Raw genomic sequence first — 13,803 nt, forward strand, 5'->3', positions numbered from 1 at the left:
ACAATCCCAGCGCTTCATACTCGCGCCAAATCGAAGTACACCACGCAATTTGGCAACGTTGCATACGTGCGGCGGCGTAAAGAATTGAGCTTTTTACCTAAAGATGAACTACTATAAATTGTCTATAAGCGTCTGCTGCTAATCTTTTAACAGTGTTAATGTTCAAAATAGCCCCCTTCTCAATAATGGTCTTTTCGGCAGCTTTAAACCACTCAATTGGAATATTATCAATAGGCTTCGGAGGCATAAACTTAAAGGATGACAAATCTTCATGGTTTGTTTCTATAGAATGAATAGTCGCTTTTGAAAGACCGGCTAATTCATTTACTTCAACACTATTCATAACATCATAACACAAGCCTGGTTGACTTAGGAAACGACTTTCGGTAATTTCTATCGTTTTTATGAATGCTTTAATTGCTTCGTCATCCTCCCCGTCCCACCAAGCATCTTTCACTCCTTCCTTGCGATACCTTTCCTCTAACAACATATCCCTTTCTCCTTTAGTTAAGAAGCTACCTACCCTTTCATAAGAGTTATTCGGTATATCTCCCCAAACGGCTCCCCAGCAGGTTACCTTAGAAAGATAATATGAGGCTGTAAACATCGAGTCATAATATCTTGATATAGTGAGTCCAACAGTTAAAAACAGATTAACATCGGCTGTCTTGATATATAATCCCTGAGCCCCCGTGGTACTATCAGGTATTTCTCTATATCCCAGACTGTTTAACCCCGTTTTAGTCAAACGAATTAATTTATTCTTTGTTAGCTTCATGGTCATTTCTTTTTAGGGCCTATGTAAGAAGGAGAACTTGGCTGATATGCTGGACTGAATGGATCATAAAGAATAGTTGCTGTAGGTATACCATTTTTTTTCATCTTTTCTTCTCTCTTTTTTGCTGATTTTTCTCCAGATGGGGTATTAGGTTTTATAATGATAGCCGTTCCATCCGGCATGACAGCATCTTTACGAACTACCGATCCATCTTTTAATGTCATCGTTTGCTCTGTCTTCGCACCTTCATCTTCCAATTTCTTTTCTTCTTGTCTATGTGCTTCCTGTCCAGTTTTCGCAGCCGCATTGGTTTTTTCGTTATTAGAACCACGACCTTTTTTGTTAGTTGTAGTACTTTCAGGGGTCGGCGAGGGCTCTGTACTTTCACTATGATGAGCATGATCCCAAAGCCAAACTGCTCCGGCGCCAATTGCTCCGCCTAAAATAATGCCACCACCAACAATCAAACCTAAAGGAGCCCCGACTACGGTTGCTGTTCCACCACCAGCTACCGCACCGCCAGTAATTAACGATGCTGTTAAAATCCCTCCCGCTGTTCCACCAACTGTGGCACCAGTTAACATTTTGCAGCAACCCGCCGGTGCCCTGCCGTCCGAATCATTTAGTTTTACAGGATCATCAAAAACATAACCATAAGGTGTTGTACTTTCTTGTCCATCTTCAACCAGCGGATCCACACTCCCCCACCTCCCAATCACCGGATCGTAAAACCTTGCCCCATAATCATACAACCCCGTCTCTTCCTGCAGCTCCTTATGATTATAAAGGTACTCATTTTTGGGAGAAGTGGCGGGCTGCATCGATTGGATCCCGTACCCGAATGCATAGTAATCATTCTCCTGCAGGATCTTCGCCGTTTGCTGGGTTGGGTCTGCCGGGTCAGGGGTTAACGTTACCCTGGTGTTGCCCAAATGGTCTTTCAGATCGTATTCATAGATATAGGCTGTCCCGCTGTGCCTTGCCCGGCCTTCTTCCGTCTGGATGAACGATACTGTTGTGGTGCTGTTATCGTACTGGATCCCGTTGTCGTATTCCGTGGTCGTTGTAGTGCCCCCGGCAGTAAAGAGTTTACGCAGTTTGTTGCCCGTAGCGCTATAGATGTACACCACCGTGCTGCCGTCATCTTTCACTATTGTTTGCGGAAGGTTCAGGATGTTATAGCTGATGCTGCTCAGGCCGCTGTTCTGGTCCCGCAGCTCATTGCCGTTCCCGTCATAGATGTATTCACTGGCCTGCTTCACCAGCTCGGTAAAACCGGCAGTGCCCGTATAGGGCGAGGCATCATCGATCCGGTTCAGCCGGTAAAAGCTGTAGGTATAGGTCAGCGTATCGATCTGCGTTTTTGCATTCCCGATATTGTCATACCTGCCCAGGCTGCTGATATTGCCCATGTTGTCATACACCACATTCTCATCGTAGTACCTTTCGGGGTACCTGTTGTCGATACCGCAGCCCTCAGCCTGTTCAGGTGGTCGTAGCCGTAATCATAGGTTTGTTTTACCGGAGTTATTGCTGTTCCTCCCGCTACGTACGGCGCCGATTTCCATTGCACTGTGACTATGTTGCCGTTGTATTGAGGCGCTGCCGTCGTGGCACCGTCATAGCTCAGCTCTTCGCCGAACAGGTAAAGCCTATATCCGAAATTTGCATATCATAGTAAAGACATGAGAACACCAACACTTTGGCCTTTGCCAGGCATTCTTGCGCCAGTTGAGGTTACGTACCCAAAAAAGACTGACACAGGCAGAGCTTGGCGAGATCGTCGGCCTGAACTCTTATGTGCAGATTGGCCGCTATGAAATAGGCAAAGCCAAACCGGCAGCAGATATGCTTTCCAAGCTGGCCAAAGCACTGGAAACAACTACTGATTATCTGGTGAATGAGGATGTGAATGATTCGGCAGTAACAGCGCAATTAACCGACCGTGAGCTGCTTAAACAGTTTAAGGAAGTGGAGTTATTAAACGCCGAAGACAAGCACCTGGTTAAGACTTTTATTGATGCTTTTCTCACTAAGAGGCATATTCAGGAATACGTAAAGTAAGAATGCTATAAACGCACAAAGCCCCGAATCGGGGCTTTGTCTTTGCATTAGTTTTTTTTCTTCGGCTTTGCGGTTGGCTTTTTAGCCCTAACCTACCGCCAAAAGCGGTGGAAGCTACTACAATAAAAAAGCCCAACCATTAGGGATGGGCTTGAAGGTTTAAGTTACCAACGACTTTAATACACTACCTGTAATACGGTATAAACTCCTGTATATAACAAGCCTTATCGGTTTTAAATATGCCTTTCTCAAATGCTTCTTTATGTAATTGTGATAGCTTCTTAAATCTTTTCATTCGAAGTTTATCTACCTTTTTCGGAGCCATAAAATCACAAGTACATCTTAACATCATTATAACCTCTACATCATCACATTTATCCGCAAGCTCTATAGACGCTAACTCTACTCCAACGGTATTGAATGATATTTTTTTTACAGTAGCAGGGATTGATATTTGGAATAAACCGTTCAGATCTGTTTTTCCAACTTCAATACTGTCATTAAATGCAATCGAAACGTATGGCAAGGCGTTCAAATTATCATCGATTACTTTTCCTTTAATAGTTTTATTTTGAGCATAAAGACTATAGGTTGAAACACCGAGCATAATAAAAGTAAGTGTCGTTAATAATTTCTTCATCTTATTATTTTTTTGACTTAGGTATATATTCATGGGTATAATCGTATTCTGCAGGTGTTGCTTGATTTTGAATTCTATACAGAATAATAAAAGTAGCGTTGGGAATTTGAGGCTTATCGCTTTGAAGTCCTGTAACGTCTTGTGAAAGTCCGGGTGCCGATTGAGTGGCTCCTAATTCACCATTAGGGTGCGTATGAAAATCTTGCAAAATATTATTGAAAGAAAACTTAGCTCCGTACTTAAGTAGTAATTCCCTTACCGAACCTTGCGAACTCGTTAATGTGTTATTTTTATACCCACCTAAAACCATATCTGTAACGTTCTTAGAACCGTCTGATGAGTACGAGTAACCTTTAATTTCATTTCCTAAATATTCTGAAAGATTTAATGTAAAAGATTTAACTCCTTCAACAGACGGTTGGCCTTTTCCTCCTACACTGATTACCTGGTCTTTATCCCGCCAGTTCTGACCATCCTTAAGAATTCCTTTTTCAATTCCACCAACAGCAACTTTGGCTTCTCCTTTTTTATTGCGAACAACTTCACCCTTTCGATTTGTTCTGACAATACGATCCGGGTCGTCATTTTTCTCACCCACCTGGCTTACTTCGCCAGTTTTTTTATTGAATGTAAAATCAGTCATCCCATCAGGATCAATCCGGTTGACTGGATTGTTTGATCCATAATTATACGGAGTCCACCTCCTTGAGATCTCGGCCAGTGGATCAACGGTCGTCCACCTACCTATTACAGGGTCGTAGAAACGTGCACCGTAATCATACAACCCCGTCTCTTCCTGCAGCTCCTTATGGTTATAAAGGTACTCATTTTTGGGAGAAGTGGCGGGCTGCATCGACTGGATCCCGTACCCAAAGGCATAGTAATCATTCTCCTGCAGGATCTTCGCCGTTTGCTGGGTTGGGTCTGCCGGGTCAGGGGTTAACGTTACCCTGGTGTTGCCCAAATGGTCTTTCAGATCGTATTCATAGATATAGGCTGTCCCGCTGTGCCTTGCCCGGCCTTCTTCCGTCTGGATGAACGATACTGTTGTGGCGCTGTTATCGTACTGGATCCCGTTGTCGTATTCCGTGGTCGTTGTAGTGCCCCCGGCAGTAAAGAGTTTACGCAGTTTGTTGCCCGTAGCGCTATAGATGTACACCACCGTACTGCCGTCATCTTTTACTATTGTTTGCGGAAGGTTCAGGATGTTATAGCTGATGCTGCTCAGGCCGCTGTTCTGGTCCCGCAGCTCATTGCCGTTCCCGTCATAGATGTATTCATTAGCCGGCTTCACCAGTTCAGTAAAGCCGGCAGTGCCCCGTATAGAGTGAGGCATCGTCCACCTGCGTCAGCCAGTATGTGACGCCTGCCGTTTTATGCTCCCGATATTGTCATACTTTCACAAACTGCTGATATTGACCATGTTATTATCACGTTCTCGCCGTACAGGTTATCCCTGACTGTACCGGTTGTCGATACGCCCGCCTTGAGCCTGTCAGGTGGTCATAGCCGTAATCATAGGTTTGTTTAACCTGGGTTATTGTTATTGTGTCTGCGGTATACGAGTGCTCAAAATCAATTTAGCCTATCAACAAAAAATCCCGGATGTATTATCCATCCGGGATTTGCATATTCATGAACTTATGCAATAGTGCCAAATAGCTTTTACCTGATTACCCTGCCCGATATCCATGCGTCGGTAAAGGCAGCCATTGAATTATCACACGCCACAGGCGTGCGCCAGCGATGGGGCTGTACCGGTTGTCGATACCGCAAGTCCGGAGCGTTTACTCAATGGGTCACACGCCACAGGCGTGCGCCAGCGAAGGGTTTAAAGACTTCTTTCAGAATAATGTGGCAGCCCTATAAATACAAACGCCCAGCATGCTACCGGGCGTTTGTATTACTTTAATACTGCGGCTCTATATCACTGTTTACAAGTATTAACTTTATATTAGGAGCCTCTTTAAATGCATTCCTTATTACTTTAGGGGTAATAGTTGAATTAGTCAAATCTACTTCTTTCAAGCTTTTAATAGCTCTAATTTTATTTACCTCTGCTTTTAAGTCGGCTTTATGGGTGTATGCAAACTTCATTGACTCAATTTTATCTAAAGATGAGATATTATTAGGTAACTCATCAATATAATAATTATCAAGCAACAACGTCCTAAGATTTTTTAACATTGCTATGCTTGAGGGTAAGCTAATCACTGTCATGCTAGCAGGATCGACCTTTCCATCATAGTTAATGATAATCCACTTTTTGTTACTAATCATCAAAGTCTCTAGATTAGAAAACTGCTCTATATGACCTTCAAATCGTATAAGGTCATCATTATTTAGTTTAAGAGCTTTAGTCTCTTTTGGAGCTTTAATTGCCTGATCAATATTGTAAAACGCCATTTCTTTATCCTTTTTCTCAGAACAAGAAAACATTAAAAGTACAATGATAATGTATATATAATGTTTCATTATGGAATATTCTTGAGTTTATCTTTTAAACCATATAGTGCTCGTTGGGAATCTGAACTTAAGTTATTTTCTAATCGAAGAAATCCTCTTTGCTCGCCTTCTGAATTTTGAATTCCTGTTAATCGCCCCAACTGTTTTAACGCTTCTTTACCCATTGGTGAGTTTAGCAATTTACCAAAAGCTGCTTTATCAAAAACAAGCATCGACGCATCAGCAGCCTTAGTTCGATCAATTGCTTGGTTTACGCCACCAACAAATGCTTTATAAATGTTATCAATTGAACCACTAGGATCAATTGTTTTCACTTCATAAGCTATTGATCCATACCCAAAATTACTATTTGAGTTCCCTAACACAGAAATTTTGGAAGACATATCATTTCCATTAATATCAGTGGAATTAACTTTTAATTCAAATCCATAAGCACCTTCATTTTCCCTAATTAAGGTTGTCCTTTGCATTAAATCCACCTGATAGCCTCCATATCGCTGTCCGAAAGCTAAAGACGATCCTGTCTCTGATGGCGAACTTGTTAACCTTTGAGCGAAAAGGCCTTCGCCTATGGCGCCTATAGATTTGCCATATGCATCGCCTCCTGCTACTCCTCTAGCTAAGTTATGTAATTGAATATTGGATGTGTTATTAGCATACTGAAAAGCTTGATAAATGTAAGGGTTATATTTAATAATTGCCTGACTGACTGGATGACTTTCCGGATAACCCGGACCTTCTCCATTTACATCAATAAACCTAATAGGATTATTTGCTGCATATGCATAAGAAGATTGATAGGAATATTTTTCTCCCAATGGATCAATGGAACCAAATCTCCCAATCACCGGGTCATAGAACCGCGCGCCATAATCATACAGCCCCGTCTCTTCCTGCAGCTCCTTATGATTATAAAGGTACTCATTTTTGGGAGAAGTGGCGGGCTGCATCGACTGGATCCCATACCCGAATGCATAGTAATCATTCTCCTGCAAAATCTTCGCCGTTTGCTGGGTTAGGTCTGCCGGGTCAGGGGTCAGCGTTACCCGAGTGTTGCCCAAATGGTCTTTCAGATCGTATTCATAGATATAGGCTGTCCCGCTGTGCCTTGCCCGGCCTTCTTCCGTCTGGATGAACGATACTGTTGTGGTGCTGTTATCGTACTGGATCCCGTTGTCGTATTCCGTGGTCGTTGTAGTGCCCCCGGCAGTAAAGAGTTTACGCAGTTTGTTGCCCGTAGTGCTATAGATGTACACCACCGTACTGCCGTCATCTTTTACTATCGTCTGCGGCAGGTTAAGCATATTGTAAGTGATACTGCTGATGCCGCTGTTCAGGTCCCGCCGCATGTTGCCGTTCCCGTCATAGATATATTCGCTCTCCACTTTCCTTAGATCCCGGAACCCTGCCGGCCCTGCATAGCTGGCGGTATCATCAATCCGGCTTACCCGGTAAAAGCTGTATGTCCTGTAATTCAAAGAGTCTATCACCGTTCTGGCATTATTGATCCTGTCATACCGGTTCAGCTTCTGAATGTTGCCCATGTTGTCGTAAACCACGTTCTCATCATAGAACCCATCTTTTGGCGTATTGGTTGTTGATACCGCTGCCCGCAGCCTGTTCAGGTGGTCGTAAGTATAATCATAGGTCTGTTTTACCGGGGTTGCCGGCATACCGCCGATGCTGTGCTGCCCTGATTTCCATTGCACTGTAGCGATGTTGCCGTTGTATTGCTGTGCTGACGTGGTCGATTCATCATAGCCCAGCTCTTCACCGAACTTGTCGTTGGCATCACTGTTGGTCAGCCCGCCATCGGTGTTCAGGTTCGCATTGTTGATGCTGCTCAGCCAACCCCGCGGGTTATAACGGTAGTCGATATTTTGCAGATAGTTTGCGCCGCTGTTGATCGAATGCAGGTGCTTAATTTTTAGTTGCCCGACTTCATTGTAGTCGGTCGCAACAAGTCTCATCGTCGCCTGCGAGAGATTACTGCCGTCGCGCATTTGATGTTGAGTAAGGCGTTTCCGCCCCATGTGGTCATAGCTGTAATAGTTCGTTTCTGTCAGCGTCAGTACTTTTGCCGTGCCGCCCGCACTTTTCAAATAGTGAAACCGCCTTATCATCGTCGGCAGTTTTAAAAAGCTGTAGGTAGTTTGTACATCATCATAATTATACGGGCTCAGCGTAGTTGCCCCGCCTACATAATGCTGGCTGAACGTCCTGACGGTTTTTCCCTCGTCATCATAATACGGCACGCTCCACAGGTAATCTCCCGTGGTGTTCAGCACCAGTACTTTTGAGGCCGTCAGCAGTCCCGTGGTCTGTTTGCTGTAGGCGGTATTGGCTGTCTGGTCATAGGCTGCCGGAAAGCCGGGGATCCCGGTATAGCTGTCATAATAATTCAGGCTCAATGTGGTTGTCCACGATGTGGGCCAGGTGTTTGCTGTATACCCGTTGCCTGTAGATACAGGCGTTTCCCATTGTGCGCTGGTGGTGTCCGCTATCGCCTGCAGGGCGGCATGGTAATCCGTACCTGCCGTTGTGCCGGTATGCTGGTAAATGCCGGTCAGTACCGTCCTGCCCATCGCATCGTATTTGGTGATCGTCCACTCCTGCGGCACCTTCATCCGCTGTACCGAATCCTGGGTGGCTACCGGCTGGTCCAGCTTGTTGTAAATGATATATTCCCAGCCTTTTGACGGAACCTTCTTTTGCACCAGCCGGTTCCTTTCGTCATACCGGTACTGGTAACAGCGGTAATCAATTGTCGACTGCGAAATGGCCGCCGTCGCATCGGGGCTTGATCCGGGAGGAAGCACGAAGCACAGGTTGCCCAGGTCGTCATAAACATAATAGGTCGACAGTATTTCCCCTGCCTTGCTTTCTGTTCCCCCGCTATAGGTCTTTTTCAGGTTATAGGTCCTCTTCAGCACCACATGCCCTTCTTTGTCCTTATACTCTTCCGTCGTGCCGAAACAGCCATCCGAAGGCTGCCAGTTCTCCCCGCGGCTGATCGTTACCATCAGTTGGTTACTATCATATGTGGCCGTGTTGCTGTTAGCCCGCGACAGCGTACGGCTTTGATTGGCATTGATGGTGGCCGTGTACAAAGCTATTTTGCGGCTGCCGTTGTTCGCAGTCACATTGCTTGTACTGAAGGTGGTCTGGTCGTTGGTGGTATAAACCATCCTGGCCGAATGACTGCTGCTGCCGGCATCAGGCGTTGCCCCCAGCTGCCAGGCTGCCCCGGGCGCCCCCTGCTCCACCACCCGGTTCAGCGGCGAGGCCTCAAAGCCGGTTTGTGCAAAGGGGAACAGCGTGTTCGGGATCCCGTTGGTTTGCTGCGTGCCGGTGCTGCCTGCCGGGTGATAGAATTTCGCTGCGCCCAATCCAGGTGTTAATGCATCGGTCTTATAGCTCGCGTCGCCTGTTGCCGTTGTGCCATACGGCAGGTATTTTATTGCCTCCCTCCCGTACTGGTCATACACAAAGGGCTGTACCACGTCTTTGGCCGTAGGCGAGGCCTGCCGCTGTACCGTTTGCAGGGGCCTGCCCAAGCCGTCGATATACTGAATGGTTGTTTGTACCGAATCTTTGTTTGTACTTAAAGTATCAAGCTTCCCATTCCTCGTAATCGCCCGGTTAGGCGTCCTTGTCCTTACATAATTCTCCGTCTTCGTTTGGGCCCGGGTTGCCTGAATGCCCAGCAGCAGGACTGCAGTCGCCAGGATCCATTTGCTATATTTTTTGTGATAAAAGTGCATTTTGGGTTGTGATAAGGTGGTTATTGTGGACGGTAGTTGTAATCAAAGCTTTTGACGATGTTGCCCTGGTAATCTTTGATGTTTTGCAGGCGGCCTAATCCGTCGTATTCATAATAGGTCACCAAACCCTTAGGGTCGGTTCTGCTTGTCATCCCTACCAACGGATCAAAAGTATAGGTTTCAATCTGCGCAGCCGCGGGATAAAAACAAACATCATCTATCTGCGCATTAAGATTAATCTGATAGCTGTTGCCGCTCACCGTAACCGGAGTGGAAACAAGACTCCAAGCCGATCCGTTTTTCTGCCAGTATCGTAATCGGTAGTTACCGGGACTTAGGCTTGAAAGGTCCTTTACATAAGCTCCGGTATGACTGTAATGCCCCGTCATATTGTCTTCTACTATGCCGTTGCCAGCGCCCTGTTCAAATGATTCGTAAAAAACGTTGCCAACTGAACTGTTTTTTATATTGACGACAGGATATTGTCCGCTGTAATCCCACTGATATCCGCTCGACGCACCTGCTTCCTGCCGCTGCTGGGTGATATTGCCGTTGTCATCGTAGTTTTCCAATTGAATACGGGGGACATAGTCGAGGCCAGCCTGGCTTGATAACACTGTTTTTGGTAATATAAACTGGCTGGTTCTGAAATAGCCGTAAGTGATCTTCTCACCTTCAATAGGCGTGGTTGATAAATTTGTTTTAAACTGCTTTCGCTCCACCGGCAAGTCAGTCATATGACGGTTGAGCATTTCCTGAAAGATCCCGCCAGTATCAGCTCCCAATGAGACCATTTTAGCAGCCCGGAAGCTTTGCCTGATATAAGTTGCCTGGTTGCTGGCAGTCCTCCACTCTTCCTCAATTCCTTTATCAGTCGGGTTATAAACATATACAAGTTTTTCGGTAACTGGCTGAAAAACGCCGTTCTTAGCCAAATAATTCGTTTCTGCCAATGTATCAAGCCGCACCCAATGGCTGTAGGTTTCGTAGCTCTTGAGTGTGTATACACTCATATTAAACTTAATATCAGTTGAATACTTCGGGGCGGTTAATATCTTTGATGCACCATAATTAAAGAATATTGTCGAATCTGCTGAGTATCTCCATGATTTAGCATTCAGAATCTGGTAACTGTTGTTGGACTTAGTACCGGCATATTGCTCTAGTTGTAAACCGTTATTCCATGCCAGATTTGTTAAATCAGCTGCTATTAAATTTACTTCACCATTGCCGGTAGTCTGAAAGCTACTTGAGTTTATATCACCTATCATTTTGAAAGCTGAATTATTCGCGCGCACTGCAAAGCGGTTTGCCAAAAATGACAATTGATTAGAATCCTGAAATTCAGTAACATACTCATATGCAAATGGAGAACCACCGAATACCCCAACATCACTGTTGTTTTTCGAATTTAAGCGGTACATCGTTATCGCAAGCCCCATTCCGGTGCCATTATAAACAGGATTACCAAGTGCATCCCTGAGCTCATCGCATACGTAAAAGCTGGTTGTACAAAAGTCATTGAACGATCTCGTGTTAAGCGAGCTGGAATCGGTCAGCATAAAACTATTAGCCGCTTTTTTGAAAACGTTGTAGTTATAGGTTTTAACCATATCCGGTGACGTTTTTGATTTGGTAATGATCTTTTCCACGCGGTAGCCGTAATAAACAGAATCACGGATATCATTGGAAATACTCGTTGTGTAGTTTACGGTGGACTTCAGGAAAGTGTGTTTTCCAGTCATTTCAAAACGTAGCTCGTAATCCTTATTTCCCTCTAAAACCATTTTTCCGAGGTATGGATATATCCCTGTGCTGGAACCGGAATTATAAACAGAGCCCAAATGTAGTTCTATACGATCCTTTCCGTTTGGAAAGATATGTTTCTGGTTGTCTGAATCATACAGTTCCACGACAGCCTGGTACTCTTCAAACGGCTCGGTAATGGGCAAATCAGGATCATGATAAAACTCCAGTCGCCAGTCAACAGCAGTTGTGATAGGCAAATGAATGAATGCAAAAGCATCAGTGTAAGACTGTGCATCTTCGTTTGCGATCTCTTCTGTGTAACTTTGCTGATGAGCGTTATCGACACGCGTTGTGAACCTGTTCTGGCCGTAAACAATTGAATCTTTGCCGCCGGTAGGATACTGGATAGTAGATAAGGCCCCAGCAAGTCCCGCAATATCTGCTTTGCGGTTCGCAAACGGGATACCTTCGGTTGCATGGATTGCCGGGTAAGGGAACCCATACTGTCGGAAAGTCGGCATTCTATCAGTCGACTCTTTGGGAACCAGTCCTGCATTACCTTTGGCATTGTAATAACCCAAATAATCCTGCGAAAATGCAAACCGATGTGGCAGGTTTTGCGGGTTAAGATAGGTAAACTTGTATTGTTCTGATATGTCCGAATTTGTGAATGTAAGTGAATTTAAATAATAACGGGTCTTCAGCGCGTTTACTTCCCAGGTTTGTCCAGGGGTAAGGCTTGACTGGATCAAAGGTTCAAATGTGGTACTGGCAATAAAAGTTTGATAATTAAAATCAACCGCACGGATCTGCCCTCTCGCACTTGAAACAGTGACCTTGGATAGCAATTTTTCGTTATAAATATCGTTTCGGCTGGCGTAATAAAAATTTACCAGAAAGTTATCAGATGATACAGAACTCAGGATTTTGGTATTGGTTGATTTACGCCGCAGGCAATAATTGTGATCTCCGCTGCCGGGATCATCATTGCAGTTTCCAGTATTGCCGTAATGCATTTCTGAGAAAACATAATACTCATTGAAATCATAAATATAATCGAAACTCGCGGCCTGATAATTAAAAGTGATCACGCGGTTAAGCGGTGAAACGATCTGGTGAAGGAACCAGGCAGTAGTATAAGGTAAACTGTAAGGGCTACCTTCATCACAGGAGTTTTCGGTATTAAACTTCGTTTGTTCCGTTTCCGAATCAAAATAGTATTTAACACCCTTGTTATCTGTCAGTATAAACAAATAGGTTGGAGATGTCTGGACTATCTGTATCCTGAAGCTATCATCGTCTTTCAACATCACAGCCTGATTATTCCTGATAATGAATTGCCCGGTGGCTCCGAAAATATTAAAATTAAATATGTCATATTCTCCGTCGGTATATGATGAAGAATTGGACATCGCAACAAGCTTATCGTAATTAGCCTGCGTGTAGTTAATGTTGCCAGACTCGCCGAACTCAAGCCTCCCATCCCCGATACGGGTTATTGCCCGCTCATCCGGAATATTCTTTACTACCCTGGTGATCGTTGCAGTCAGATTTTCAGACCACCCCATTCCTACGCGGCTTCCCCAATCGTCAACCCTTATACCGTTTGAAAAATATTCCAGGGAGGGCTGATAGGTTAAGTCACCAGATTTGGCGCTGAGGAGTGGAATTGTTTTTGACATACCACCGGTAGTTTTACGTACTTCGATCCCACCGAAAGTACCTAAGGTACCGACCATGGGAGAAGGGGTGAGATTCTTTTCGAAACTTTTAATGTAAGGTGTTTGTGCCTTCAATTTAAAAGCAACCGACAGACACATACCTGTACATAACAAAAACGCAAGGAATTTTTTACGCGCAAAAACGCGCGATGAAATAGAGATCATCTTTTTAAGATAAGGTAAAAAAATAGGATGCAGCAGACAATCTGGGTCTGCAGAATGACACTAAAAAGCGATACAGCTGAATATTCGTCGGGATATAATCAAGAAGTTGTTTTGACAGTCTTTCTTCATGTGATAAGTTTCGGTTTTAATGCTCCTGTAAATAGCACAGGTATCTTTGCAATAACAGTTATCAAATTCAGGAATATCTAAATCAGGAAAATATTCCGCTTAATCAATTGAGTTCATAGACCCACGCAGTCAACACATGATTGCTAAGTAGTCTTGCACTCAATCAAGCGCTAAAATAACGCCACCATGTTAATTCAATATTACTTTTAAGTAAATAAAATATATGGTTTTAATTATTACGACTACCATCGAACGCTGTCCTCACCTGGCCGAATACAAAAGCTATCACCGAACATTCATGAGCTTACTCCTATTTTATTATCTGGT

At 44.4% G+C, this 13,803-nt stretch carries 8 protein-coding genes; 1 reads left to right on the forward strand and 7 read right to left on the reverse strand.

Going from position 1 to position 13,803, the window contains the following annotated elements:
- Nucleotides 1-97: 97 nt before the first annotated feature.
- Complete coding sequence (locus SNE26_RS16835) at nucleotides 98-778, reverse strand: hypothetical protein (RefSeq protein WP_321555088.1); 681 nt, start codon at nucleotides 776-778, stop codon at nucleotides 98-100.
- Between the two features lie 2 nt (nucleotides 779-780).
- Nucleotides 781-2,190 (reverse strand): RHS repeat-associated core domain-containing protein, encoded by a 1,410-nt coding sequence (locus tag SNE26_RS16840; RefSeq protein ID WP_321555089.1) that lies wholly within the window; start codon nucleotides 2,188-2,190, stop codon nucleotides 781-783.
- A gap of 310 nt (nucleotides 2,191-2,500) precedes the next feature.
- Between SNE26_RS16840 and SNE26_RS16845 the strand changes: the two genes are divergently transcribed.
- Complete coding sequence (locus SNE26_RS16845; RefSeq protein WP_321555090.1) at nucleotides 2,501-2,842, forward strand: helix-turn-helix transcriptional regulator; 342 nt, start codon at nucleotides 2,501-2,503, stop codon at nucleotides 2,840-2,842.
- A gap of 184 nt (nucleotides 2,843-3,026) precedes the next feature.
- Here the strand turns inward: SNE26_RS16845 and SNE26_RS16850 are convergent, their stop codons facing one another.
- From SNE26_RS16850 to SNE26_RS16870, 5 genes are all read right to left on the reverse strand, one after another.
- On the reverse strand, nucleotides 3,027-3,482 hold the full coding sequence (locus tag SNE26_RS16850; protein ID WP_321555091.1) for a hypothetical protein: 456 nt from the start codon (nucleotides 3,480-3,482) through the stop codon (nucleotides 3,027-3,029).
- Nucleotides 3,483-3,486: 4 nt separating this feature from the next.
- Nucleotides 3,487-4,818 (reverse strand): RHS repeat-associated core domain-containing protein, encoded by a 1,332-nt coding sequence (locus SNE26_RS16855; RefSeq protein ID WP_321555092.1) that lies wholly within the window; start codon nucleotides 4,816-4,818, stop codon nucleotides 3,487-3,489.
- 572 nt (nucleotides 4,819-5,390) lie between these two features.
- On the reverse strand, nucleotides 5,391-5,957 hold the full coding sequence (locus tag SNE26_RS16860) for a hypothetical protein (RefSeq protein ID WP_321555093.1): 567 nt from the start codon (nucleotides 5,955-5,957) through the stop codon (nucleotides 5,391-5,393).
- On the reverse strand, nucleotides 5,957-9,712 hold the full coding sequence (locus SNE26_RS16865; RefSeq protein ID WP_321555094.1) for a DUF6443 domain-containing protein: 3,756 nt from the start codon (nucleotides 9,710-9,712) through the stop codon (nucleotides 5,957-5,959). The genes SNE26_RS16860 and SNE26_RS16865 overlap by 1 nt, the downstream gene beginning before the upstream one ends.
- A gap of 20 nt (nucleotides 9,713-9,732) precedes the next feature.
- Nucleotides 9,733-13,347: a hypothetical protein gene (locus tag SNE26_RS16870; RefSeq protein ID WP_321555095.1), complete on the reverse strand. Its 3,615-nt coding sequence runs from the start codon at nucleotides 13,345-13,347 to the stop codon at nucleotides 9,733-9,735.
- Between the last annotated feature and the right edge of the window lie 456 nt (nucleotides 13,348-13,803).

The sequence above is a fragment of the Mucilaginibacter sp. cycad4 genome (genome assembly GCF_034263275.1).
Classification (GTDB): Bacteria; Bacteroidota; Bacteroidia; order Sphingobacteriales; family Sphingobacteriaceae; genus Mucilaginibacter.